Below are 25,398 nucleotides of genomic sequence, written 5' to 3'. Positions count from 1 at the left end.
TATTAACTAAAGAATAAAAGAGGTGAATAATTTGCTAAAAAGAGATACTAGGGTGCAAGTTGTTATTTTAAAGGAAGATAAATATATATTATTAAAACATTACTCTGTAAAAGAAGATAAATATTTTTGGGCATTGCCTGGCGGAGGAAAAGAAAAAGGAGAAAGTGAAGAAGAAGGAGCTATAAGAGAGGTTTTTGAAGAAACGGGATTAAAAATAAAATTATTGCCTTGGAAATTTGAAATTGAGGCTATGGATAAAAGATTTTATAATAGAATGGTAACATTTATAGGATATCCTATAGAAGGGCAGGTTAAAGTTGGATATGATCCAGAAGAGGATATGTGTCAGTATTATAGATTAGTAGATATAAAGTGGCAACATTTATATGATGATGAATATTTGTCAGATTCAACTTTAAAATGTATTCAACAGGTAAGAAGGGTTTTAAAAAATAATTTGCATATAATAGAATAAAAAGTGGAATATATAAAATTAATAAATAGTATTGATTGCGAGGGATTTTCATGTGTGGAAGATTCTTATTGAAAAGTGATTTAAAAGAGGTAGTTAATACATATAATTTAAGAGATTGTAATTATATTCAAAGGGAGTTTAAAGGAGGAGAAATTTTTCCAAGTGATCTGACTCCTGTTATAACTACAGATGAAAAAATTAAGTTTTTAAAGTGGGGATTTATTAGTAAAGGAAATAATAAATTAGTTATCAATGCTAGAAGTGAAAGTATTAGCGAAAAACCTTTATTTAAAAAAGCTTTATATACTAATAGATGTGTTCTTCCAGCAAATTGTTTTTATGAATGGAAGGGAGAAAAAGGGAAAAAGCAAAAGTATAGAATATCTGTTAAAGGAGAAAGTATATTTTCTATGGCAGGGATCTATGATAGGTTTGTTGATTCAAAAGGATTAGAATATGAAGGATTTGTAATAATAACTACAGAGGCAAATTATGAAATGAGTAGCCTTCACCATAGAATGCCTGTAATATTTAAAATAGGTGAGGAGAAATCTTGGCTTTCAGAAGATATTAAAGAAGATTTTGATCTAACAAGCATATTAAAACCTTATAAAAATGGAGAATTGTTAATAGTGCCTGATAATGGATATGAACAAACATCATTCATATAGAAAATGAGCATAAAATTATATTTTATGCTCATTTTCTATATAAGGAGTTATAGAACATAGAGAATATACTTTATTGAGGAGTATACATTCCTTTACTTTGCATGTAATTGAATAAATCTTCACCATGTTGTTGTTCTTCTTTTTGAATATGATTTAGAGTTTGTCGTATGTTTGTATCTCTAAATTCAAATATACTAATATTATAACTTCCAGAAACATATTTTTCTGTCATAAGCAGGTCTCTGCAAAGATTTCCATCTTCAGGGCTATTTACATTAGATTGAGCAGTAGTTGCTATGTTTTGTGAGCTGGTATTATTTGTATTAGTAGATTGATTTCCGGCATTTTGCTGAGTATTAGGTACTTTACCACTAAGTATTGTGTTTAAACTAGTCAAATGTTCTTGTTCTTGTTGGGCATGTTTATTAAACATTTCTTTTAACTGAGGATCTTGTGCTTTGGAAGCATAATCATTGTATTTTACAATACATAATTCTTCGTGACTTTTTAAATCCTTTAATAATAAAGTTTCTTTTTGAGTTAATTGAATCATTGTTACCACCTCCATTATCTATTTTTACTAAAAAAGCATAAAGTATTCATAATAAGGTAAAGTAAAGATTTTAAATTTTAAATAATGTACTAGAAAGTAGGAATAAGGCATGGTAATATATTAATATAATTGTAATATTTTACCAATAGGAGGTATTAAAAATGAGCAATGAAAAAGGGTATTTAGAAGAAGTGGAAAAATTATATACTCCTCTTTTAGCTATAGAAGAAGCATCAAGATGTCTTTTATGTTATGATGCACCTTGTAGTAATGCATGTCCAGCTAATACTAAGCCTGCAAGATTCATAAGAGCATTAAGATTTAGAAATCTAAAGGGAGGAGTAGAGGTTATAAGAGAAAACAATATTTTGGGTGGAATATGTGCTAGAGTCTGTCCTTATGATAAATATTGTGAAGATGCCTGTAGCAGATCTGGAATAGATAGACCCATAAATATAGGTGCATTACAAAGATATTTAACAGACTATGAAAGTAAAATAGGAATGAAGGTATTAAAAAAGGTTCCATTAAATAAAGAAAAGGTTGCTATTATAGGTTCTGGACCAAGTGGATTATCGGCGGGGACTACATTAGCCAGAAAAGGATATAAAGTAACTATAATTGAAGAAAAAGAAAGATTAGGAGGCTGGTTAACTTACGGAATACCCTCCTACAGATTACCTAGTAAAGTAATACGTGAAGAAATAAATTATATAAAGGAATTAGGGGTGGAGTTTAGGACAAGCTATAAAATAGATAAAGATAAAAATTTTCAGAAGTTGAAAGATGAAGGATTTAAATGTATTTTGATAGCATGTGGATTACAAAAAAATAAGGACATAGATATAAGAGGCAAAAATTTGAAAGGAGTAATAAAGGGGACTGACTTTCTAGCAGAGGCAAAATTAAAAAATGGGAAGATAAAAATTGGGAATAAAGTAATAGTTATTGGAGGTGGAGATGTGGCTATGGATTCAGCAGCTACAGCTAAACTTTTAGGTGCTGAAGATGTGAAAATTGTATATAGAAGATCTATTGAAAAAATGCCGGCTAGTTTAAAGGAAAAGGAAATAATACATTCGTTAAATATTCCTATATTTACAGGATTGAAGCCATTAGAAATTTTGGGGGAAAATGATGTAGTAACAGGTTTTAAGGCTATTGGTATGTTTGATAATTCTAAACTAGAATTACAAGCAGATACTATTATACTAGCTATTGGTCAAGAAATCAGTGATTTAGATGAACTATCTTATATAGATAAAAATGAAAATGGTATTATAATAGATGAAAATTATGAAACTAATTTAAAAGGAGTGTTTGCTTGTGGTGATATTGTAGAAGGAGATAAAACTGTAGTATATGCTGTAGCTTCTGGTAAACAGGCTGGATACAAAATAGATGAATACTTAACCGCTTTAAGGCAAAGTAAAGAAGCGGTAGAAGAAATAGCAACTATAAAGGAAGGTGAAAATTAATGAAAAAGTTAGATCTTTCCATAGATTTTTGCGGAGTAAAGTGTGATAATCCTTTTTTCTTATCATCATCACCAGTAAGTAATAATTATGAAATGTGTGCAAAAGCTTTAGAAGTTGGTTGGGGAGGAGTTGTATTTAAAACTATAGGATTTTTTCTGCCGGAAGAGGTATCACCAAGATTTGATAATTTAAAAAAAGAGAGTACGCCATTTTTAGGATTTAGAAACTTAGAGCAGATAGCTGAGCATTCACTAGATTATAATTTAGCACAAATGAGGAAAATAAAAGAAAATTACTCCGAAAAAATTTTAATAGCATCTATAATGGGGGGAAATGAAGAAGAATGGACCAAACTTGCTACAATGGTTACAGAAGCAGGAGCGGATATAATTGAATGCAATTTTTCATGTCCTCAAATGACTAGTCATGCAATGGGGTCGGATGTAGGACAAAATCCTGATTTGGTAAGAAAATATTCTAATGCTACTAGAAATGGCACAAAACTACCAATACTTGCAAAAATGACACCTAATATAGGTAACATGGAAATACCTGCTGTGGCTGCTATTGAGGGAGGAGCCACTGGAATTGCAGCTATTAATACAATTAAAAGTATAATAGGAATAGATTTAGATAAAAGAGTAGCAATGCCTATAATTAATGGTAAATCTTCTATATCTGGTTACTCAGGAAAGGCAGTAAAACCGATAGCTTTAAGGTTTATAGCTCAATTAGCTAAATATCCTAAACTAAAAAATATTCCTATAAGTGGTATTGGAGGAATAGAGACTTGGGAAGATGCTTTAGAATTCATAATGCTAGGGTCTAGCAATTTGCAAGTTACTACTGCGGTTATGCAATATGGTTACAGAATAGTAGAAGATATGATAAGTGGACTTTCGTATTATATGGAGGAAAAAGGATTTGAAAAAGTAAAAGATATGGTAGGAATAGCATTAAATAATTTAGTTCCAGCAGAAGAATTGGATAGAGATTATGTTATATATCCTAAATTTAGTGAAGAGGAATGTGTAGGATGCGGAAGATGTTATATATCATGTTATGATGGAGGGCATCAAGCTATAGATTGGAATAAAGAGGAAAGAAGGCCGAAATTAAATAAAGACAATTGTGTTGGATGTCATCTTTGTAGTAATGTGTGTCCTGTAAATTGTATAGAATATGGAGAAATACAGTTTAAAAAGGAAGGCAAAGAAAGAGAAATTATAGTTTAATAAAAGCAAAATATGAACTTATTCTATAAGGATTGCTTAAGGGGCAGTCCTTATAGTTTTTTATTTCGTGTTCAACTTCTTAAGTTAAGCTATTGTAACAGTGTTAGGAACAACTGCTATTAAAGGATTTTAAAATATAAAGGATACAGGAGATGGGGTGTTTATAGATTGAAACATGCTAAAAATTCCGAATAATATTCGACACCATTTAATCAGCATGGTAGAATAGAAACGTAATAAGTAAAGAATATATAATAAGTAAAGAATATATAAAAGGTATAAAGAAAAAAATTAATAGATGTAAAAATATCTAAAATCAATTATAAACCTATTTAGGAGTGATAAAATTGAAAATAGCAGTTATATCTGATATTCATGGAAACATTTTTGCATTAGATAATGTTCTTTGTGATATTGATAAAAAAAGTGTTGACTGTATTATTAATTTAGGCGACTTTGTTGGTTATGGAAGTTTTCCTAATGAAGTTATAGAGCGTATAAGGAAAAAAAATATATTATCTATAAAAGGTAATTACGATGCTTCTGTTATAGATAACAAATTTAGTTATATAAGGGATACAGAAATAAATAAGTTTTCCCTTCCTTATGCAGTATCCGCAATAAGAAAAGAAAATATGGAGTATCTTAAGACATTGCCTAATGAATTAACTTTAAAGTTTGAGGATAAAACCATAATATTTGTTCATGGAAGTCCAGAATCTATAAATGAATATTTAAAAGAAGATAGCAATGAAGTAAAAGAAGTTATGAAAAAATTTAAAGGAGATATTTTAGTTTGTGCTCATACTCATATACCCTATATGAAAAAGTATGGAGAGAAAATAATAATAAATGATGGAAGTGTAGGTAAACCAAAGATTGGAAGACCTAATTCTACATATGTTATATTAAATATTGAAAAGAATAAGGAAATTAAAGCTGAATTTATAGAGATATCTTACAACTATAAAAAAATCATAGAAGATATGCAAATTAAAAAATTTCCAGAGGATCTTATTAAGTCTTACGAAACAGGAAAAGAGTAGTTATTTTAAACTTTAAGAATTAGTGTAGAACTTATAGAAGTAGCATTAATTAATATAATAACTTTATAAAGAAAAATACGAGGTGAAAATATGAAAATAAAAAATGGCATTTTAAAAAACAATTTATTTAAAACTATACAAACTATAATATCAGTAATATTTATGATGGCAGCAGTTGGATGTACTAATACTGCCAATCCTACTAATAATAAAAGTACTAATAAAAACTTAGAACAAAAAAAAGAAGCTAGTAAAACTAATAATGATAAATCTGGAAATAACCTTAAGGTTCATTATATAAATGTGGGACAAGGAGATAGTATACTACTTCAATATAATAATAAAAATATGCTTATAGATGCAGGGCAAAATGCTGCTTCTAATACAGTAGTTAATTATTTAAAAAAGGCAGGAATAAAAAAAATAGATTATTTAGTAGCTACACATCCTCATGAAGATCATATTGGAGGAATAGATAAAGTAATAGATAATTTTAATATAGGAACTATGTATATGCCAAAAAAGACAGCTAATACAAAAACTTTTAGGGATGTAGTACAAGCTATGAAGAAAAAAGGTATAAAAGCTAAAGCACCAATAGCAGGTGAAAAATTTACTTTAGGAGATGTAAAATGCACAATTTTAGCACCTAATAGTGATAAGTATGATAATGTAAATAACTATTCTATAGTAATAAAAGCTACTTATGGAGAAAATTCATTCTTGTTTACTGGAGATGCAGAAAGTCTTTCTGAAAAAGAGATTATGAATAAAAATTTTGATATACAGGCAGATGTATTAAAACTTGGTCATCATGGAAGTCGAACTTCAAGCTCTACTGCTTTTTTAAATAAAGTTAATCCTAAGTATGCAGTGGCTTGTCTTGAAAAGGGAAATGATTATGGACATCCTCATAAAGAAACTGTAAACAAATTAAAAGATAAAGGAATAAAATTATATAGAACGGACGAAAATGGGGATATAGTAGTGACAAGTGACGGGAAAAATATAAAATTTAGTTCTTCTCCGGGAAGTTATAATTCAGTAAGATAATAATAAGTATATTATATTGTTAAGATTAGAAATAGACAATATATAGTATATAATTGCTTGAGAAAATGAAAAATAAATTAGGAACTTGCAGATGTAAATTGGTGAGATATGATATAATTGTAGTAGTAATCAATGGAGGTTAGTATAAAATATGGAGGATGAATAATGAAAATTGATAAAGTAGAAGTTTTTGGTTGGGAAGCTGCTATAAGAGGAATGAGAAATCCAATGAATAGTTGGAATAAATCAGATAGTAAATATTACAATAATCATGTTGAAATAGGAGCCAATGATTTAAAACTTATGCAAAGATTAATATTAGCAGGAACAGAGCACTGTAAGTTTATGAGGTATATTACTGTATACATGGATATTGAGGCTCCATTATATTGGTGGAAAGAATTTGATACTTATAAATTTTGTGAGAAAAATAGTACAAGCACTATGCATAAAATTACTTCTAGAGCATTAACTTATGATGACTTTGATTTTGATTTTGAAAGTGAATATAGAAGTAATATAATAAATACTCTTAATAATATTATAGATAAATACAACAGTGTAGAAAATGCAAGTGAAAAAGAAAAAAATTTTAGAATGATAATTCAAGATTTGCCAAGTGCATTTAAACAAACTAGGACTGTAGTAACTAATTATGCAGAACTTAGAAATATGTATTTTCAAAGAAAAAATCATAAGCTTAAAGAATGGAGAGAAGTTTTCATTGATTTATTAAAATCATTACCATATAAAGAAGACTTGATAATGATTAAATAATTTATAATAAAGTATATAAAAAGGCTTATATCAAGAGGTGTAAGTCTATATTTATGTGCTATAATTTAATGAATTTATGATATAATTTAAAAGTTAAAATTATTCATATATTAAAAGTATGGGGGACAATAAATATGACATATGAAAATGAAGTTAAGTATGATAAAGAATCATATGAGAATTTGAAAATTAACTGCCAAAAATGTTTCGGATTTTGCTGTGCTGCATTATATTTTTCTGCTTCTGAAGGGTTTCCAACGGATAAAGATGCAGGTAAGCCATGTATAAATTTACAGTCTGATTTTAAATGTGCTGTTCATAAAAATCTTAGGCAGAAGGGGCTTAAAGGATGTACTGCTTATGATTGTTTTGGAGCAGGTCAAAAAGTCGCTCAAGTTACATATAGTGGACAGGATTGGAGAAGGAATTCAGAAAATGCGCAACAAATGTTTGATGTATTTTTAGTTATGAGGCAACTTCATGAAATATTATGGTATTTAACAGAAGCATTTAGGATACAACAAGATAGTATTATTCAAGACAAAATTAGTTATATGATAAGTGAAACGGTACGACTTACTGATCTAGATGCTAAGTCTCTTATAGAGCTAGATTTAGTAGTACATAGAAACAATGTTAATGCTATACTTTCAAAAACTAGTGAATTTGTGAGAACTAAAGCTCGTAAAGGGCAGAAGTCTACTTTAAAACGTAAGAAGACAATTGCAGGAAGATTAAATCTTATTGGTTCAGACCTTAGAAAAATTAATTTAAAAGGAGAAGATTTGAGAGGAGCATTGCTTATTGCAGCAAATCTTAGAGGGGCTGACTTAAGTGGAGCTGACCTCATTGGCGCTGATTTGAGAGATGCGGATATAAGAGAAGCTAATCTAACAAATAGTATATTTATTACGCAAGCTCAGATTAATGCAGCTAAAGGAGATTCTAATACAAGGTTGCCAATATCATTAGTTCCTCCTGCATATTGGGATAAATAATTTACTGATGGATAAAAAGATTAGTATTTCGACCTATTAATATAAATAAAAATCAATATATAAAATTGAATTTAAGAGATTAAAGCACTATTCTTAATAGAATAAGTGCTTTTTCGATTTACTTGAATATATGTTTACATTACATTATTATTAAAGTAATAGCAAAATTAGAAAAAGTTTTAACTAAGTTAGGAATGGAGTGTAAATTTAAGGAGAAAAAATATGAAAAATGTAAAAATAAAGTTGAGAACAAAAATAACATTGCTAAATATAGTGGTGGTTTTTATAGCTCTAATAATTACGGTTATATTTATGTGTCAACTTAGGATGTCCTGGATTAAAAAAGATACAGAGATTAACCTAATGAATATAAGTAAAATAGTATCAAAGTCTCCTTCAGTAATAAAGTCTCTTAAAAATAAAAATGATAAAGAAAAGGTACAAGCTTATGTAAAGAGCATAATAGATTCAGCAAAAAATGTAGATTCAATAATTATAACAGATCTAAGTGGAAATAGTTATGGCAATTCAGAAGTGGAAAGTATCCCTATTAGAAAAGAAATAGATATAGGTAGTAAAGCTGCCATTGAAAATGAAGATAATTTAAAAGAAATGATACAAAGTTTTGGTAAGGTTATCATATGCTTTGTGCCAATAAGAGATGAAAATAATATTCCTTTAGGTTTTGTAATATCAAAAGTGCTAACTACCAATTTAGAAATAGCAAGATATGAAATAATTATAGTATTTCTAATGCTAGTATTATCTGGATTGCTTATAGGCAGCGTAGGATCTCTTATAATATCTAAAAGTGTAAAAAGTTCTCTTTTAGGATATGAAGCGGAGCAGATATCAAAGTTATTTATTCAAAAGCAGGAGGTTTTAGATACCTTAGATGAGGGGATTATAGCTGTAGATGAAGATTATAAAATAACTTTTTATAATAAAGCTTCTTTAAGTATATTAAAAATAATAGAAGAAGATATAAATGATAAAGATATATTTAATATAATACCAAACTCTAATCTTCCTAAAGTATTTAAAAATGGAAAAGCAGAATACAATAAAGAAATGGTGATAAATAATACAGTTATAGTGACAAATAGAATTCCTATAAAAGATAAAGGAAAAATTATAGGTGCTGTTACTATATTTAGAGATAAAACAGAAATAACTAAATTAGCAGAGGAGGTTACTGGGGTTAAACAAGTAGTTGAAGCTTTGAGAGCTAATAATCATGAATTTATGAATAAACTTCATGTGATTTTAGGACTCATACAAATTGGACAATTAGAAGAAGCTAAAAAATATATATTAAATCAAACTAAGATACAGCAGCAGAAAATAAGTTTAGTAATGAATAAAATAGAGGATTCAACTATTGCGGCTCTTATATTGGGAAAGATAAGTAGGGCTAAGGAAATGGGAATAGATCTTATTATAAATCCAAAGAGTAATATTAAAAAAAGAAGGGGAAGGATAAATAGTAACATACTTGTAACTATAATAGGGAATCTTTTAGAAAATGCTATGGAAGCGGTAAGCTTAACTGATAAAGAAGAAAAGAGCGTAGAAATCCTTATTGAAGAAAATGAAAAGGAAATAAGGGTAATGGTTAAGGATTCAGGCATAGGGATAAAAAAAGAGGATATACCTTACTTATTTAAAAGAGGTTTTTCTACTAAAGGAAAGAATAGAGGAAGAGGTTTAACAATTTTAAAGGACGTAGTGGATAATTTAGATGGTAAAATAAATTTTTCTTCAGATTTAGGAGAAGGAACAGAATTTATAGTATTTATTACAAAGGAGGATCAGTATGATTAAAGTACTTATAGTAGAAGATGACCCTATGGTGGCTCAAATAAATAAAAAATATACAGAAAGTATTGAAAAATTTCAGGTAGTAGGAATTTGTAATAATGGAGGAGAAGCGCTAAATACTATAAAACAAGAAAAGGTTAATTTAATAATATTAGACCTTTACATGCCTAAGCTTGATGGAATAAGTTTTTTAAAAGAAATTAGAGCTTTAGGAATTATGACAGATATTATTATGGTTACAGCTGCGGATGAGGCGGACAAGCTAAATGAAGTTTTAAAGCTAGGAGCTATAGATTATTTAATTAAGCCTTTTGAATATGAAAGATTTAAAGATGCTTTAAATAAATTTAAAACTAGATATAAACTTTTAAGTACAAAAGCTGTGATAAATCAAGAAGATATAGATAAAATAACTAGTCAAAATATACATGGGATTAATGATGAGATGCAAAAAGGAATAAATGAAAGAACTTTAAAAAGAATAAAGTTCTTTTTAAAAGAATATAAAAAAGAATCGTTTACTTGTGAAGAGATAGCAGAGAAAATGAGATTATCAAGAGTTACTATAAGAAGATATTTAGAGTATATGACATCTTTTGGCGAATTAAGTACAGATATAGAATATGGAGAAGTAGGAAGGCCTAAAACCATATATAGAGTTAGGTTTTAATTTTTAAATAAAGTTTGCATTAAATAGATTTTTTAAGTTAATGCAAACTTTATTTAAATGAGATAAATAAAAAATTAACAATGAATATAAAAAAATATTAGATTTGCAAGTAAAAAATCATTATGTGTAGATTTTTTCTTGCAAATTTAATGAGTAGAAGTATTGATAATTCAGTATAATAGTTATAATTTTTGTAAAAAATGAAATGAATAAAAACTATCAATTCACAAACTATTGTAATAATTTACAATAGTTTAAATGTTGTGTTATACACTTAACAATAATAAATTTAATTACAAAATGTTTATAATACTTACATAATATAGGAAAGTGATTTTTTTTAGAGTATTATAAATATATAGACAATAATACATTAATCAATTGGCCAATTGATTTATAAAAATAACATAAAGTTTAAATTTTAACATACTCATTTTAAAAGAATAGGGGAGGTTGAGTTATGGACTATAAAGAAATGAGTTTAAAGCTCCATGAAGAAAAGGAAGGAAAAATAGAAGTAATATCAAAGGTGCAGGTAAAGGATAAAAATGACTTAAGTACAGTATATACTCCTGGAGTTGCGGAACCATGCAAGAAGATTAACCAAAATAGAGAAGAAGTTTATAGGTATACGGCTAAAAAGAATTTAGTAGCAGTAGTAACAGATGGTACAGCAGTACTAGGACTTGGAGATATTGGACCTGAAGCTGCCATGCCTGTTATGGAAGGAAAGTCAATACTTTTTAAAGAATTTGGAAATGTAGATGCTTTCCCTATATGCCTTGACACAAAGGATGTAAATGAAATAGTAAAAACTATAAAATATTTATCTCCGACTTTTGGAGGTATAAATTTAGAGGACATAGCTGCTCCAAGATGCTTTGAAATAGAAAAAATATTAAAAGAAGAACTAGATATACCAGTATTTCATGATGATCAACATGGGACTGCTATAGTAGTTTTAGCTGGTATTTTAAATGCATTGAAACTAGTAAATAAAAAAATGGATGAGGCAAAAATAGTTATAAACGGAGCAGGAGCTGCTGGAATATCAATTTGTAAGCTTCTTTTGGCTGGAGGAGCTAAAAATATAGTTATGTGTGACTTAAAAGGAGCTTTGGCAGAAGGAGAAACTTGGATGAATGAAGCTCAAGAAGACATTGCTAAGGTTACAAACAGGGAACTAGAAAGAGGAAAAATAAATAATATTATTAAAGGAAAGGATGTATTTATTGGAGTGTCAGGCCCTAATGTACTAACTTCTGAAATGGTTTCCACTATGAATAAAGATTCTATAGTATTTGCCATGGCTAATCCAGTACCAGAAATACTTCCAGAAGAAGCTAAAGCAGGAGGTGTTAGAGTTGTAGCAACAGGTCGATCTGATTATCCAAATCAAATAAATAATGTTTTAGTTTTCCCTGGAATATTTAGAGGAGCATTAGATGCAAGAGCAAAAGCTATAACAGAAGAAATGAAATTAGCCGCGGCGGAAGCCATAGCTAGTATTGTTGGAGAAGGAGAACTTAATGAAGAATACATTATTCCAGATCCATTTAATAAAAAAGTAGCCCAAGTTGTGGCAAAGGCTGTAAAAGATATAGCCATAAAAACTGGGGTATCAAATTTAAAATAAAAATTAAGGGGGCTTTTTCATGAGCAATAAAAAAATGAGTCTGGTCACAAAGATAATGATAGGGTTAATTCTTGGAGTTATAGTTGGATTACTTTTTGTACCAGCACCTAAAATTGCAACTAATTATATTAAGCCTATTGGGGTATTATTTTTAAATCTTATTAAAATGACTATAGTTCCATTAGTATTTGCTTCATTAGTTGTTGGAGCAGCAAGTATTGGTGATGTTAAAAAGTTGGGTAGAATTGGTGGAAAAACTATGATTTATTTCTTCATTACTACAGCAATTGCTATAGTAATAGGATTGACAATTGCTAATATATTTAAACCAGGCGTTGGTATTCCATTAGGAGAAGTTACTAAACCTAAAACTAGCGAAGCACCTTCATTAATACAAACTTTATTAGATATAGTTCCAACTAATCCTATAGATGCTTTAGCAAAAGGAAATATGCTTCAAATTATATTCTTTGCATTATTTACAGGAGTAGGAGCCACTTATATAGGGGAAAAAGGTAAGCCTTATTTAAAGTTTTGTGATAGCTTAGCAGAGATAATGTATAAAATAACTGAAGTTATAATGAGCTTAGCACCTTATGGAGTGTTTGCTCTTATAGTTCCTGTTATAGCTACAAATGGACCTAAAGTGTTGTTACCACTTATAAAACTTATAGGAGTCTGTTATTTAGGATTCGTATTACACTCAATTATAGCATATTCATTTTCAGTTAGTATATTTTCAAAGATATCAGCAAAGCAATTTTTTAAAGGAACTTCTCCAGCTACAGCTATAGCTTTTAGTACAAGTAGTAGTTCAGGAACATTGCCTATAACTATTAAAACTGTAAGAGAAACTTTTGGAATATCTGAAGGAATAGCAAGCTTTGTACTTCCGCTTGGAACAACTATAAATATGGATGGAACTGCAATTTATCAAGGTGTATGTGCTATGTTTATAGCTCAAGCATACGGAATACCATTGACTATAGGACAACAGGTTACAATTTTACTTACAGCTCTTTTAGCTTCAATAGGAACAGCAGGAGTTCCGGGTGCTGGATTTATGATGCTTATGATGGTTTTATCTTCAGTAGGTCTTCCACTTGAAGGAGCAGCTTTAATTGCAGGTATAGATAGAATATTAGATATGGGGAGAACTGCTGTTAATGTTACTGGTAATGTAGCAGCGTCTATTGTAGTAGGTGCTACAGAAGGTGAAATAGATTATAGTAAAGCTGAAATGAATGGAAATTCAGCAAATGCTTAATTAGTATAGTTTTATGTTAAAAGGCGGGGGCGTTGTAATGGGTAAAACTGTAGGGATTTTAGGAGGTATGGGACCTAAAGCAACAGTAGATTTATTTAATAAAATTGTGGACTTTACAGATGCTGAAAGTGATCAAGAACATATTCATATAATCATTGATAATAATGTAAATATTCCAGATAGAACAAGATTTATATTAGGAGATGGTGAAAATCCTATAACAGAACTTATAGAAACAGCAGTTAAACTTGAAAATAATGGAGCTGATTTTATAATAATGCCTTGTAATACAGCACATTACTTCTATGACAAATTGGTAAATGCAGTGAAAACACCTTTTATAAATATGATTGAAGAAGTAGGAAAATATATTGTAAGAAATTATGGGAAAGGTAAAGTAGGGTTACTAGCTACCATTGGAACGTATAATGGAAGAGTATATGAAAAATACTGCGAAAAATATGGGCTAGAAATAGTAATGCCTACGGATGAAATTAAAGAAAAACTTTTAGATTTAATCTACAGGGTAAAATCAGGAGAAAGAGATTTTAATATAGATTATATAAATGAAATATTGCAAAAATTCAAAAAAGAAGATGTGGAAATAATAATATTAGGTTGTACAGAATTACCTTTAGTATTTGATTCTTTAAAAGAACAGTTAAAAGATTTTAATTTTATATCATCTACAGATATTTTAGCAAGAAAAGCTGTAGAAATAGCTAAATAAATTTTTTATGGAGGGATTTTATATGTTATATAGATTAGAAAGTGACTCTGTTGGAGAAAAACAGGTGCCTAAGGATGCTTATTATGGAGTTCAAACTTTAAGAGCTTATGAAAACTTCAGAATAACAGGAAGAAGAATTAATCCTGAATTAGTAAAAGCTTTAGCACAAATTAAAAAAGCAGCAGCAATAACTAATATGGGAATAGAACTTTTAAATAGAAAAATAGGAAATGCTATAGTTAAATCTTGTGATGAAATTATGGAAGGAAAATTTCATGATGAATTTATAACAGATCCAATTCAAGGTGGAGCAGGTACTTCTATAAATATGAATGCTAATGAAGTTATAGCAAATAGAGCTATAGAAATATTAGGAGGAGAAAAGGGAGATTATAGTATAGTTCACCCTAATGATCATGTTAACATGGGGCAATCAACTAATGACGTTATTCCGACAGGAGGAAAGATTGCAACTATTAGATTGTTAGAAAAAGCTATGGAGGAGCTTGATAATTTAGTTCTTGTTCTTATGGAGAAGTCAAAGGAGTTTGATCATGTTATAAAAATGGGAAGAACTCAAATGCAAGATGCAGTACCAATAAGATTGGGGCAAGAATTTAAAGCTTATGCAGATGTAATAAAAAGGGATATAATGAGAATAAAAAGAGCTAAAGAAGATTTAAATTGTGTAAGTATAGGAGCTACAGCTATAGGTACAGGATTAAATGCAGATGAAGAATATGTAAGGAATATTACTCCTAATCTATGTGAAGTTACTGGTTTAGAATTAAAGCAATGTGAAGATTTAGTAGATGGAACTCAAAATTTGGATACTTTTGCAGCGGTATCAGGAACATTAAAAGTATGTGCAATTAATATATCAAAAATAAGTAATGATTTAAGATTATTATCATCAGGACCAAGAACAGGTTTTGGAGAAATAAATCTTCCAGCAAAACAAAATGGTTCATCTATAATGCCAGGAAAAGTTAATCCTGTAATACCAGAGGTGGTTAATCAAGTAGCTTTTAATATAATAGGAAATGATATGACTATAACTATGGCAGCAGAAGCAGGGCAACTGGAATTAAATGCTTTTGAGCCAGTAATTTATTATAACTTATTTGAATCTATAGAAACTTTAACTAATGGAGTGAACACATTTATAGAAAATTGTATAAAGGGAATAACAGCCAATGAAAAGCGTTGTAAGGATTTAGTTGAAAATAGTGTAGGAATAATAACAGCAATATGTCCACATGTGGGATATAAAGCTTCTGCTAGAATAGCTAAAACTGCAATAAAGACAGGAGAATCAGTAAGAGAACTAATATTAAAAGAAGGACTGTTAAAGGAAGCTGATATGGAAGTGATATTTGATCCATATGGAATGACCAAGCCTGGTATTTCCGGTAAGCAGCTATTAAAAAAGTAACAGTTTAAATAATTGCCATGATCTTTAAGGTCATGGCAATTATTTAATTAACAAATTTAATGAAATCATTATTTTCTTTTTATCATATGCTTTTGTGGTTTTAAAGTAATGTCTGTAATAACTATTCCATTTCTTTGAGTTAATACCATCTCAACAGTATTAGCTACTTCCTCTGGTGTAATATAACTTTCCAAGGTATCTCCTTCTTTAAAGTTAGCATTTCTATAAAAGTTAGATTTGGTCATATCTGGATGTATGGCAATTACCTTTATGCCAGACTTTCTCCCTTCATCAAATAAACTATTAGAAAAATGTGTAAGTGCTGCTTTTGTAGCTCCATAAGCACAGCCATATGTACTAGACTTTTTAGCAGTTATAGAGGATATATTTATAATAAAGCCTGAATTTTTCTTTAAATCTCTAAGAAGCATTTGAGTTATTATAAGTGGTGCTTCAATATTTACTGTAACCATCTCATGAATTTTTTTATAATTTAATTCCTCATGAGGACCGAAGTAACCAACACCAGCATTATTTACAAGAATATATACTTCTTCTTTTTTCTTTATATCTTTTATTTTTTCATGAAGAGATGAAGTATTCATTAAATCACAAGTTATGGATATAAAATAATCACTTTCAATAGGGTTATTAGAAAAGTTTCTTCCTATGCCATAAACTTTGTAGCCTAACTTTATTAAGGTTTTACTAATCTCAAGACCAATGCCTGAGGAAGCTCCTGTAACAATAGCTGCTTGCATATTACCCTTCCTTTCAAATATATATTTTGCCTTTTGGTACATATTTTTTTACAAGCTCATACACATATACAACCATATTTTCCGATAGATTATTAGAATAGCTACATAGACCATTTACTGTCTCAAAAGGATAATTTAATATAACAGAGTCTAATCTTTGTTTTCTCATTCTTTTTAAGTAATCCTTTGAAACTCTAAACACTCCTATGCTTACGTCATATATTTTTTCTACTGATAGCTCTGTAAAAGTAGTGTCAATTAAATTTTTATAGGTTTCTTTCCACTGTTTTATATAAAGTATTGGATCAAAACATAATCGAACTTTCCATCCTTTATCTATAGCTTCTTTTATACTTGAAAGCCTTTCTTTCAAAGACGGTGTCTTATTTTCATAATTTTTTATTACTAAATCTGGTGATAAAGTCCATGCTAAAATTATATTTTCCTCTTTTTTTATATCTTCTATAGCTTTAAAATTGGCACTTTTAGTTCTTAACTCAATAGTTAAATGTTTATGTTTTTTAGCAAAATTAATCCATTGTCTTCCATAATCAATTACATTTTCAAAGGCTAAAATATCTGTATCATAAGAAATACATAGATATACTGAATGTTTTTTTAAAAGCTTTTTCACTTCGTTGAAAATATCTTGAATATTTACAAATATAACCACATTAGCTGAGGAATACATTCCTTGAAGATAACAGTATTGGCAATCATATATGCAATTCATCATAGTTGAAGTATAGTAAAAATGGCTGTTTCCAAAATCCTCACAAACTTCAGCACCTTCATATACTAAATTATCCTTTTTTACTGCTAGAATCAATTTAGGACTTTTCTTTTGTAAGATATAATTTTGATGACTTCTAGAAAATACATCTTTATAGTGATTAATTTGAACAATTTCAGCTTTATTAAAGTAATCTAATATTTTTTTTGTATTAGGATAATTTAAAGCTTTTTCTTCAATGTATATATGCGAAAAATAAGGATTAAATAAGCTTTTGTTTGAATTCTGCAAAATATCTCTTCCCCTCATTTTTAGATTTACATTCTACATCTAGATACATCTTTATAATATCTATACAGTGACCATATTGAAGCTTATGATATGTAACTAGTTGTTTAAATTTACTTTCCATAGTAGAAGATAATTTTAAATTTTTCACTACAGTATTTAATATTTCCTTTTCTTTTTTAGATAATATATTTTGTTTATATGAAAATTGAAGCTTTATTTCATTTATCCAATCTATAATTTCTTCAGAGTTACTATTAATTAAATTGCAAACTGTATTTTTATTTATATTTTCAATTTTTAAGTAATCTGAAACTACTTTTATAAAGAAGATTTTATGGGACTCTAAAAATATTGAAGCTGCTGCGTATATTCCTGCGGCTTCCATATCCACCAATTGGCCTTCAAGCTTTATATTATCTTTATCAATTACAGAAGAGCAAGTTTCAATGCTAGTTTCTTTAAATGGATGTTTAAAAAGCATATCAGGATAAAAAGTTTTTTTTGTATCGTTTTCTATAATTTTATTGCAAAAAAATGCAGTTCCTATAGCTGTATTTTCATTTTTAGTACCACACAAACCAATATTTATAAATAAATCTGAGGATTGTGGTTTATACTTTGAAAATAAATAGGTAACAGCAATTGCAGCTTTTATTTTACCTAATCCAGTAATAATTAATATAAATTCTTCATTTTTAAAGATTTGAAATTTATGACACTGAGAATCCTTTTTTAAATTTAATTGTTTTATAAAAGGCTGGGCTTCCAAATGCATAGCTGTACACATAAATATCATGTTCATTACCTCTCTTATATAACATTACTTTAAAAAATTCATTTCATATTAGATATTACCATAATATCACAAGTTATTAAACATAAGTGAATATATTAACATTAATTATAAACGTAGGATTAAATATTATATTATGATAAAATTAATTAAAAATGTATAAAGGTAAACTTTTAGTTATAGAAAGGGGAAATAGGTATGAAATATGATTTTGACAAAGTTATAGATAGGCATAATACAAACTCAGAAAAATGGGATTTTAATAAAGAGAAATTTGGAGAAGAAAATGTATTATCTATGTGGGTAGCAGATATGGACTTTAGAGTCCCAGAATGTATTATAGAAGAGATTAAAAAAAGAGCAGAACATGGAATTTTTGGATATACTGCACCAGGAGAAAACTATTATAAAAGTGTAATTAATTGGATGAATGAGCACCACAACTTTAAAATAGAAAAGGAATGGATTTGTACAGCGCCAGCAGTAGTACCTGCTTTATATTGGATAGTACAAGCTTATACCGAAAAAGGAGATAAGGTTATTATTCAACCTCCTGTATACCACCGATTTAAAGGAGCAATTGAAGATAATCAACGAATAGTAGTTGAGAATCCATTGAAATTAGAAGATGGAAAATATTACATTGATTTTGAGGACTTAGAGAAAAAAATAGATGATAGAGTAAAAGTATTATTTTTGTGTAGTCCACACAATCCAGTAGGAAGAGTTTGGACAAAGAATGAGTTAACAAGATTGGGAGAAATATGTTTAAGTCATAATATAATAATGGTATCAGATGAGATTCATTCAGATATAGTATTTGAAGAATATAATCACATTCCTTTTGCTACTATAAGTGAAGAATTTGCAGAAATTTCTATAACGTGTACAGCTCCAACCAAAACCTTCAATATAGCTGGATTACAGGTTTGTAATATAGTCATATCTAATAAATATTTAAGGGATAAGTTTTTGCATAGATTAAAAATAAATGCTATGGGAAGTTTAAATACTTTAGGAATGGTAGCTTTAGAGGCTGCTTATAATTATGGAGAACAGTGGTATAAAGAAATGCTTCATTATGTAAAAGAAAACTTTGACTTTTTAGAAAATTATCTAAAGGAGAATTTACCACAAATTAAGCTTATAAAGCCTGAAGCCACATATTTAGCATGGGTAGATTTTAGAGGACTTAAAATGAACGATTTAGAACTAAGAGATTTTTTAACCAATAAAGCTAAGGTAGGATTTAATGCTGGAAATATTTTTGGAAAAGAAGGAGAAGGATTTCAAAGAATAAATCTAGCTTGTTCTCGTATTATATTAAAGGAAGCTTTAGAGAGAATAACAAAAGCTTTAAAATTTATTGGAAAAAATGATTAAAAATTTTAAAAAACTATTGCAAAACAATAATAATTATTATATAATAGTTATTGTCGGATGAAGTTAAATAATTTAAAAATAAATAAATGATTTGGAAATGGGAGGAATTTAAAAATGAAAAAATTTGTATGTACAGTATGTGGATATGTTTATGAAGGAGAACAAGCACCAGAAAAGTGTCCATTATGTGGAGTAGGTGCAGATAAGTTTATAGAAAAGAAGAATGAAATGAGTTGGGCAGATGAGCACAGAATAGGAGTAGGAAAAGATGTGGATGCTGAAGTTATAGAAGGATTAAGAGCTAATTTTACAGGAGAATGTACAGAAGTAGGAATGTATTTAGCTATGAGCAGACAGGCAGATAGAGAAGGATTTCCAGAAATAGCAGAAGCTTATAAGAGAATAGCATTTGAAGAAGCAGAACATGCTGCAAAGTTTGCGGAATTATTAGGAGAAGTAGTCTGTGCTGACACAAAGAAAAATTTAGAGATGAGAGTAGAAGCAGAGCATGGCGCATGTCAAGGAAAGAAAGATTTAGCGACTTTAGCTAAGAAATTAAATTTAGATGCAATTCATGATACAGTACATGAAATGTGTAAAGATGAAGCAAGACATGGTTCTGCATTTAAAGGATTATTAAATAGATATTTTAAATAATATTTATTATATAAACAAAGATATTTCAAATGAAAAATACCTTCATTAGTGAATTGCTAATGAAGGTATTTTTTTACTCTATTTTAATAAAACTATTGAATTTAATGAGAAATATTGCTACAATTATAAAGAAATTGATATTGATATTCATTATCAATAAGCAAGATATTTGCTTTATATAGAACATTGTTAAGAGATAAAACTTTATTAGGGAGGGATTAAAGTGATTAAATTTAGGAATTTAAAGATAACAAAGGCAATTTTAACTTTAGAAATGTTAGCAATATTTTTCATAATAGTTATAGGAATGTCAGCATTAAGATACATAAGAATTATTAATAATAATTCTTTAATTATGCTTAAAAATAATATGGAACCCCTTGCTTATTTAAATGAAGTAAGAAGCGATTATTTGAACATAAGGATAAAAGTAAATAGAGCTAATTCTAGCTATAAAAAAGAATATAACAATGAAATAAAAAATTATGATAATAATATTAAAAAGAACTTAAATACATATATATCTGATAATGTTCATGAAGAAGAAAATGAAGTTCTAAATGCTATACAAAAAGAATATGGAGAGTACATAAGAAATTGGAATAAATTAGATGAAAAATTAAACAAAGGATATAAATTTTCTAAAGAAGATTTAAAAACTTTAGATTATTATGGAAATAGTATAGAATCTAAATTAAATTATCTAATAAAATTTAATAATGAGGAAGCAGCAGAATTAAATAAAAGTAACAATAATATATATAAGTTTTCAATAAAAATGTTTATAATTATTTTACTTATTAGCATAGTTGTATTTAATTTTATATGTTTAAAAATGAGAAAAATTATAGGAAAATCTTCAAAAGAAATAGTAGATAATATTGGACAAATAGCTAAAGGAAATTTTGCAGTAAAATTAAAATCACTGGGAAAAAATGAATTTGGTATTATTAGTGAAGAACTCAATGAGACCATAATGAAAGTCTCAAATATGATAAATAAAGTTAAAAATAATTCCTTTTCTGTGGACAAGGAAGGAGAAAAATTATTTGAAGCATCTGGGCAAATACTGTCTTCATTGCAAAATGTGTCAGCAGCTTTAGAGGAAATTGCAAAAGGAACCGAAGAACAATCAAACAGTTTGTCCTGTGTTAATGATAATATTAATAAATTTAGTAGTGATTTAAGGAAAATGAATGAAAGCATAGTTGAAATAAATATAAATGCAGATATTGTAAGCGATATGGCCATAGGAAGTAGTGAAGAAATGAATTCTTTAACCAACTCTATAAAAAATATAAGAGATTATTTCAATACATTTTCTAATAAAATAATGGGGCTAGGTGAAAAAGTTAAAGAAATACATGAAATAAGCAATCTTATTAATAATATATCAGAACAAACTAATCTTTTAGCATTAAATGCAGCTATTGAAGCTGCTAGGGCAGGAGAAGCTGGAAGAGGATTTTCTGTAGTGGCAGATGAAATTAGAAAGCTTGCAGAACAAAGTAAAACCTCTGTAGAAAATATAAATTTGTTAATTGATAGCATATCAAGAGATAGTACTGATATTGTAAATAATTCTAATTTTATGAATGAAGAATTAAGCAATCAGAGCTCCATTATAGATAATGCTATGAATTCATTTGGGGAAATAATATCCATGATAGGGCAAGTTACGCCAAATATGCAAAAGCTGAGTAACTCTGCGGTTAAAATTGATAAAGAAAGTGAAGGTGTTTTTGAAAAAATAAATGAAGCATCTATAGTGGCACAACAAGTATCAGCTTCAATAGAAGAGATAGCTAGTTCTGTTGAACAAATAAATATACATAGTGAAGATATAACTAATTCATCAAAGGCATTAACATGTATGACAGGAAATGTGCTAGACAGCGTAAATGAGTTTACAGTGAAATAAGAAAATTTTTGGTAGCACATTTTAAATTGACATCATGTAACAAATGTGATAGATTTAAATCAAAGCTTAAAATTAAATATATCTAGGGGAGCCTATAAATAGGCTGAGAGTGAGATGTGAGCTCAGACCCTCATAACCTGATTTGGGTAATACCAGCGTAGGGAAGAACTTTGTATAATATGCATAATTTTATTTATATAAAGTTGTGCATTTTTATATGGAAGCATTTATGAGGGAAGCAAAAATATTGCTTCCTTTTTTTATTTTTTAGATAGATAAAAGGTTATTACCTAAAAAATTAATTAATAAAAAAGGAGATGTTTTAAATGAATTACACAACTCAAATGGATGCAGCAAGAAAGGGTATAGTGACAAAAGAGATAGAAATAGTAGCAAAAAAAGAAAATATGGATGTAAAAGAACTTATGGATCTAGTGGCTAGTGGAAAAGTAGCCATTCCTGCAAATAAGAATCATAAAAATATAAGCGCAGAAGGAATAGGAAAAGGATTAAGAACCAAAATAAATGTTAATTTAGGTATTTCAAAAGATTGTTGTAATGTGGATATGGAACTTGAAAAGGTAAAGAAAGCTGTAGATATGAAGGCAGAAGCGATAATGGATTTAAGCTGCTTTGGAAAAACTAAAGAGTTTAGAAAAAGACTTATAGATATGTCACCAGCAATGATAGGAACGGTTCCTATGTATGATGCTGTGGGATTTTATGATAAAGAATTAAAGGATATAACTGCAGAGGAACTTTTAAAAGTTATAGAAACTCATGCTGAAGATGGTGTGGATTTTATGACTATACATGCAGGTATAAATAGAGAAACCGCAGAAGTATTTAAAAGGAATCCAAGACTTATGAACTTTGTTTCAAGAGGAGGAAGTTTACTTTATGCTTGGATGCAGTTAAATGAGAAAGAAAATCCTTTTTATGAATACTTTGATAAAGTTTTAGATATATGTGAAAAATATGATGTGACTATAAGCTTAGGAGACGCATGTAGACCTGGATGTATTGCAGATTCCACAGATCCAAGTCAAATTAAAGAACTTATGACTTTAGGAGAGCTTACAAAAAGAGCTTGGGAAAGAAATGTACAAATTATGATAGAAGGACCGGGACATATGGCTTTAAATGAAATAGAAGCAAATATGATTTTGGAAAAGAAGTTGTGTCATGAAGCACCATTTTATGTCTTAGGACCTATTGTAACAGATGTAGCTCCTGGATATGATCATATAACCAGTGCCATAGGAGGAGCAATTGCAGCAACATATGGAGCAGATTTTCTGTGCTATGTAACTCCAGCTGAGCATTTGAGGTTGCCAGATTTAGAAGATATGAAAGAAGGAATAATAGCTACTAAAATAGCAGCTCATGCAGCGGATATAGCTAAGGGAGTTAAAGGAGCAAGAAATTGGGATAATGAAATGAGTAAAGCTAGAAGGGAACTAAATTGGGAAAAGATGTTCAACCTTGCTATAGATCCAGAAAAGGCTATCAGATATAGAGAAAGCTCAAAACCAGAAGATGAACACACTTGTACAATGTGTGGAAAAATGTGTGCAATAAGAAATATGAATAAAGTAATGGATGGGAAAAATATAAATATTTTAAGAGATGATGATTAAATGAATGATGATAAGTTTAAAGAGGAATGTGGAGTATTTGGAGTATTTTCTAAGAGAAATTTTAATACACCGGTGATCACTTATTATGGATTGTATGCTCTACAACATAGGGGACAGGAAAGTGCAGGCATAGCAGTAACAAATGGACAACATATAAATACTTATAAATCTATGGGACTAGTAGATAGTTTGTTAGAGCATAATGATTTTAGTAATATAAAGGGGAAATTCTGTATTGGGCATGTTAGGTATTCAACTACCGGTGAAAGTAAAATAGAAAATGCACAACCTTTTATATGTAATTCAAAAATTGGACAAATAGCTTTAGCTCATAATGGAAATGTAATAAACAAAAATAAGTTAAAAGAAGAATTGGGAAAGAATATTATTTTTGAAAGTACTACAGATAGTGAAATAATATTAAGAATTATAGTAAAAGAAATAGACAAAGGTAAAAGAATAGAAGAAGCTATAATTTCTACACTAAAGCTTGTAAAGGGAGCTTATTCTTTAGTTATTTTAGCTAAAAATAAACTAATAGGAATAAGAGATCCTAAAGGTATAAGACCACTTTCTATAGGAAAATTAGGAGATGATTCTATTATATCATCGGAAAGTTGTGGAATAACTTCATTAGGAGGAGAAATTATAAGAGATGTAGAACCAGGAGAAATGGTATTAATACAGGAAAATGGAATTAAAAGTATAAGGATATGTGAAAAAGAAAAAAACTATCTTTGCACCTTTGAATATATTTATTTTGCTAGAGAAGATAGTATTATAGACAATATTAATGTATATGTATCTAGAGTTTTGGCAGGAGAAGAGTTGTTTAAAGAATGTCCAGCAAAAGGAGATATAGTAATAGGAGTACCTGATTCAGGAGTGCCAGCAGCTATGGGGTATGCCAAGGCTGCTGGAATAGCTTATAATGTAGCAATTGTTAAAAATAGGTATATAGGAAGAACATTTATAAATCCTTATGAGAAAATAAGAAGACAAAAGATTTCAATAAAACTTTCTCCAATAAAAGTAAATGTATATAATAAAAGCGTTATAGTAGTAGATGATTCTATGATAAGAGGAACTACTGCTAGAAGTTTAATTAAGATACTTAGAAATGCTGGTGCTAAAGAGGTACATTTTAGAATTGCTTCTCCAATTGTTAAAAGTTATTGTAAATTAGGGTTAGATATTAAATATAAAAAAGAGCTTATATCCTATTCTAGAAGTATTGATGAAATTAAAAACAGTATTGGAGCAGACAGTATAGGTTTTTTAAGTTTGGAAGGATTACATAACATATTAGGAAAAGATAAAAGTTTTTGTTTTGGATGCTTTAATGGAAAATACCCCTATAATTAAAAAGGATTT

23 protein-coding genes and 1 riboswitch are annotated in these 25,398 nt (G+C 28.7%); of the genes, 19 read left to right on the top strand and 4 right to left on the bottom strand.

The window, feature by feature from the left end:
• Positions 1–31: 31 nt before the first annotated feature.
• Both J2Z24_RS13005 and J2Z24_RS13000 read left to right on the top strand, forming a co-directional pair.
• The gene (locus J2Z24_RS13005; RefSeq protein ID WP_035148284.1) at positions 32–475 is read left to right on the top strand and encodes an NUDIX domain-containing protein; all 444 of its coding nucleotides are present in this window, start codon (positions 32–34) and stop codon (positions 473–475) included.
• A 50-nt stretch (positions 476–525) separates the two neighbouring features.
• Complete coding sequence (locus tag J2Z24_RS13000; protein ID WP_035148205.1) at positions 526–1,146, top strand: SOS response-associated peptidase; 621 nt, start codon at positions 526–528, stop codon at positions 1,144–1,146.
• A gap of 70 nt (positions 1,147–1,216) precedes the next feature.
• Here the strand turns inward: J2Z24_RS13000 and J2Z24_RS12995 are convergent, their stop codons facing one another.
• Positions 1,217–1,699 (bottom strand): spore coat protein, encoded by a 483-nt coding sequence (locus J2Z24_RS12995; protein ID WP_035148204.1) that lies wholly within the window; start codon positions 1,697–1,699, stop codon positions 1,217–1,219.
• Positions 1,700–1,860: 161 nt separating this feature from the next.
• Here J2Z24_RS12995 and J2Z24_RS12990 point away from each other — a divergent pair, with 161 nt between their 5' ends.
• The 12 genes from J2Z24_RS12990 (at position 1,861) to aspA (ending at position 15,845) form a co-directional block, all read left to right on the top strand.
• Positions 1,861–3,177, top strand: a complete 1,317-nt coding sequence (locus tag J2Z24_RS12990) for an NAD(P)-dependent oxidoreductase (protein ID WP_035148203.1) — start codon at positions 1,861–1,863, stop codon at positions 3,175–3,177.
• On the top strand, positions 3,177–4,412 hold the full coding sequence (preA, locus tag J2Z24_RS12985) for an NAD-dependent dihydropyrimidine dehydrogenase subunit PreA (RefSeq protein WP_035148201.1): 1,236 nt from the start codon (positions 3,177–3,179) through the stop codon (positions 4,410–4,412). Before J2Z24_RS12990 ends, preA begins: the two co-directional genes overlap by 1 nt.
• 347 nt (positions 4,413–4,759) lie before the next feature.
• A complete protein-coding gene (locus J2Z24_RS12980) occupies positions 4,760–5,458 on the top strand; it encodes a metallophosphoesterase family protein (protein WP_035148199.1) in 699 nt (232 codons plus the stop codon).
• A 90-nt stretch (positions 5,459–5,548) separates the two neighbouring features.
• Positions 5,549–6,511 (top strand): ComEC/Rec2 family competence protein, encoded by a 963-nt coding sequence (locus tag J2Z24_RS12975; RefSeq protein WP_035148198.1) that lies wholly within the window; start codon positions 5,549–5,551, stop codon positions 6,509–6,511.
• A gap of 165 nt (positions 6,512–6,676) precedes the next feature.
• Positions 6,677–7,288 carry a hypothetical protein gene (locus J2Z24_RS12970; RefSeq protein ID WP_156950237.1) on the top strand — a complete coding sequence of 204 codons (612 nt, stop codon included), beginning with the start codon at positions 6,677–6,679 and terminating at the stop codon, positions 7,286–7,288.
• A gap of 134 nt (positions 7,289–7,422) precedes the next feature.
• Positions 7,423–8,286, top strand: a complete 864-nt coding sequence (locus tag J2Z24_RS12965) for a pentapeptide repeat-containing protein (protein WP_035148195.1) — start codon at positions 7,423–7,425, stop codon at positions 8,284–8,286.
• Between the two features lie 222 nt (positions 8,287–8,508).
• Positions 8,509–10,110, top strand: coding sequence for an ATP-binding protein (locus J2Z24_RS12960; RefSeq protein WP_035148194.1), 1,602 nt, complete (start codon positions 8,509–8,511; stop codon positions 10,108–10,110).
• Positions 10,103–10,777 (top strand): response regulator, encoded by a 675-nt coding sequence (locus J2Z24_RS12955; RefSeq protein WP_035148192.1) that lies wholly within the window; start codon positions 10,103–10,105, stop codon positions 10,775–10,777. Before J2Z24_RS12960 ends, J2Z24_RS12955 begins: the two co-directional genes overlap by 8 nt.
• 460 nt (positions 10,778–11,237) lie before the next feature.
• Positions 11,238–12,413: an NAD(P)-dependent malic enzyme gene (locus J2Z24_RS12950; RefSeq protein ID WP_035148191.1), complete on the top strand. Its 1,176-nt coding sequence runs from the start codon at positions 11,238–11,240 to the stop codon at positions 12,411–12,413.
• Positions 12,414–12,447: 34 nt separating this feature from the next.
• Positions 12,448–13,680, top strand: coding sequence for a dicarboxylate/amino acid:cation symporter (locus J2Z24_RS12945; RefSeq protein ID WP_035148283.1), 1,233 nt, complete (start codon positions 12,448–12,450; stop codon positions 13,678–13,680).
• 37 nt (positions 13,681–13,717) lie between these two features.
• Positions 13,718–14,410: a cysteate racemase gene (gene cuyB / locus J2Z24_RS12940; RefSeq protein ID WP_035148190.1), complete on the top strand. Its 693-nt coding sequence runs from the start codon at positions 13,718–13,720 to the stop codon at positions 14,408–14,410.
• 22 nt (positions 14,411–14,432) lie between these two features.
• Positions 14,433–15,845 carry an aspartate ammonia-lyase gene (gene aspA / locus J2Z24_RS12935; protein WP_035148189.1) on the top strand — a complete coding sequence of 471 codons (1,413 nt, stop codon included), beginning with the start codon at positions 14,433–14,435 and terminating at the stop codon, positions 15,843–15,845.
• A 68-nt stretch (positions 15,846–15,913) separates the two neighbouring features.
• Here aspA and J2Z24_RS12930 read toward each other — a convergent pair whose 3' ends face one another.
• The 3 genes from J2Z24_RS12930 to J2Z24_RS12920 are packed head-to-tail and all read right to left on the bottom strand — an operon-like array spanning position 15,914 to position 18,426.
• Complete coding sequence (locus J2Z24_RS12930; protein WP_035148282.1) at positions 15,914–16,606, bottom strand: SDR family NAD(P)-dependent oxidoreductase; 693 nt, start codon at positions 16,604–16,606, stop codon at positions 15,914–15,916.
• A gap of 13 nt (positions 16,607–16,619) precedes the next feature.
• Positions 16,620–17,630, bottom strand: coding sequence for an SPL family radical SAM protein (locus J2Z24_RS12925; protein WP_241392941.1), 1,011 nt, complete (start codon positions 17,628–17,630; stop codon positions 16,620–16,622).
• Positions 17,602–18,426 carry a 5'-methylthioadenosine/S-adenosylhomocysteine nucleosidase family protein gene (locus J2Z24_RS12920; protein WP_035148186.1) on the bottom strand — a complete coding sequence of 275 codons (825 nt, stop codon included), beginning with the start codon at positions 18,424–18,426 and terminating at the stop codon, positions 17,602–17,604. The genes J2Z24_RS12925 and J2Z24_RS12920 overlap by 29 nt, the downstream gene beginning before the upstream one ends.
• Positions 18,427–18,621: 195 nt before the next feature.
• On the opposite strand from J2Z24_RS12920, the gene J2Z24_RS12915 reads away from it, so the two are divergent.
• The 5 genes from J2Z24_RS12915 to purF all read left to right on the top strand — a co-directional run bounded on the left by J2Z24_RS12915 (position 18,622) and on the right by purF (position 25,389).
• Positions 18,622–19,806 carry a MalY/PatB family protein gene (locus J2Z24_RS12915; RefSeq protein WP_035148184.1) on the top strand — a complete coding sequence of 395 codons (1,185 nt, stop codon included), beginning with the start codon at positions 18,622–18,624 and terminating at the stop codon, positions 19,804–19,806.
• A 114-nt stretch (positions 19,807–19,920) separates the two neighbouring features.
• The gene (locus tag J2Z24_RS12910; protein WP_035148181.1) at positions 19,921–20,463 is read left to right on the top strand and encodes an NADH peroxidase; all 543 of its coding nucleotides are present in this window, start codon (positions 19,921–19,923) and stop codon (positions 20,461–20,463) included.
• Positions 20,464–20,686: 223 nt separating this feature from the next.
• Positions 20,687–22,384, top strand: a complete 1,698-nt coding sequence (locus J2Z24_RS21785; protein WP_035148179.1) for a methyl-accepting chemotaxis protein — start codon at positions 20,687–20,689, stop codon at positions 22,382–22,384.
• Between the two features lie 74 nt (positions 22,385–22,458).
• A riboswitch (TPP riboswitch) is annotated at positions 22,459–22,565 on the top strand.
• A gap of 145 nt (positions 22,566–22,710) precedes the next feature.
• Positions 22,711–24,024: a phosphomethylpyrimidine synthase ThiC gene (thiC, locus tag J2Z24_RS12900; protein ID WP_035148178.1), complete on the top strand. Its 1,314-nt coding sequence runs from the start codon at positions 22,711–22,713 to the stop codon at positions 24,022–24,024.
• A complete protein-coding gene (gene purF / locus J2Z24_RS12895) occupies positions 24,025–25,389 on the top strand; it encodes an amidophosphoribosyltransferase (RefSeq protein ID WP_035148176.1) in 1,365 nt (454 codons plus the stop codon).
• Positions 25,390–25,398 lie beyond the last annotated feature (9 nt).

The organism is Clostridium tetanomorphum, assembly GCF_017873215.1.
GTDB lineage: Bacteria > Bacillota > Clostridia > Clostridiales > Clostridiaceae > Clostridium_AO > Clostridium_AO tetanomorphum.
This window is presented reverse-complemented; position numbering and strand designations above follow the sequence as displayed.

What these genes read in the sequence shown, in the direction of transcription:
- J2Z24_RS13000 (WP_035148205.1), top strand. Translation starts at nt 526, where the DNA reads ATGTGTGGAAGATTCTTATTGAAAAGTGATTTAAAAGAGGTAGTTAAT.
- J2Z24_RS12995 (WP_035148204.1), bottom strand. Translation starts at nt 1,699, where the DNA reads ATGATTCAATTAACTCAAAAAGAAACTTTATTATTAAAGGATTTAAAA.
- J2Z24_RS12990 (WP_035148203.1), top strand. Translation starts at nt 1,861, where the DNA reads ATGAGCAATGAAAAAGGGTATTTAGAAGAAGTGGAAAAATTATATACT.
- preA (WP_035148201.1), top strand. Translation starts at nt 3,177, where the DNA reads ATGAAAAAGTTAGATCTTTCCATAGATTTTTGCGGAGTAAAGTGTGAT.
- J2Z24_RS12975 (WP_035148198.1), top strand. Translation starts at nt 5,549, where the DNA reads ATGAAAATAAAAAATGGCATTTTAAAAAACAATTTATTTAAAACTATA.
- J2Z24_RS12970 (WP_156950237.1), top strand. Translation starts at nt 6,677, where the DNA reads ATGAAAATTGATAAAGTAGAAGTTTTTGGTTGGGAAGCTGCTATAAGA.
- J2Z24_RS12965 (WP_035148195.1), top strand. Translation starts at nt 7,423, where the DNA reads ATGACATATGAAAATGAAGTTAAGTATGATAAAGAATCATATGAGAAT.
- J2Z24_RS12960 (WP_035148194.1), top strand. Translation starts at nt 8,509, where the DNA reads ATGAAAAATGTAAAAATAAAGTTGAGAACAAAAATAACATTGCTAAAT.
- J2Z24_RS12955 (WP_035148192.1), top strand. Translation starts at nt 10,103, where the DNA reads ATGATTAAAGTACTTATAGTAGAAGATGACCCTATGGTGGCTCAAATA.
- J2Z24_RS12950 (WP_035148191.1), top strand. Translation starts at nt 11,238, where the DNA reads ATGGACTATAAAGAAATGAGTTTAAAGCTCCATGAAGAAAAGGAAGGA.
- J2Z24_RS12945 (WP_035148283.1), top strand. Translation starts at nt 12,448, where the DNA reads ATGAGTCTGGTCACAAAGATAATGATAGGGTTAATTCTTGGAGTTATA.
- cuyB (WP_035148190.1), top strand. Translation starts at nt 13,718, where the DNA reads ATGGGTAAAACTGTAGGGATTTTAGGAGGTATGGGACCTAAAGCAACA.
- aspA (WP_035148189.1), top strand. Translation starts at nt 14,433, where the DNA reads ATGTTATATAGATTAGAAAGTGACTCTGTTGGAGAAAAACAGGTGCCT.
- J2Z24_RS12930 (WP_035148282.1), bottom strand. Translation starts at nt 16,606, where the DNA reads ATGCAAGCAGCTATTGTTACAGGAGCTTCCTCAGGCATTGGTCTTGAG.
- J2Z24_RS12920 (WP_035148186.1), bottom strand. Translation starts at nt 18,426, where the DNA reads ATGATATTTATGTGTACAGCTATGCATTTGGAAGCCCAGCCTTTTATA.
- J2Z24_RS12915 (WP_035148184.1), top strand. Translation starts at nt 18,622, where the DNA reads ATGAAATATGATTTTGACAAAGTTATAGATAGGCATAATACAAACTCA.
- J2Z24_RS12910 (WP_035148181.1), top strand. Translation starts at nt 19,921, where the DNA reads ATGAAAAAATTTGTATGTACAGTATGTGGATATGTTTATGAAGGAGAA.
- thiC (WP_035148178.1), top strand. Translation starts at nt 22,711, where the DNA reads ATGAATTACACAACTCAAATGGATGCAGCAAGAAAGGGTATAGTGACA.
- purF (WP_035148176.1), top strand. Translation starts at nt 24,025, where the DNA reads ATGAATGATGATAAGTTTAAAGAGGAATGTGGAGTATTTGGAGTATTT.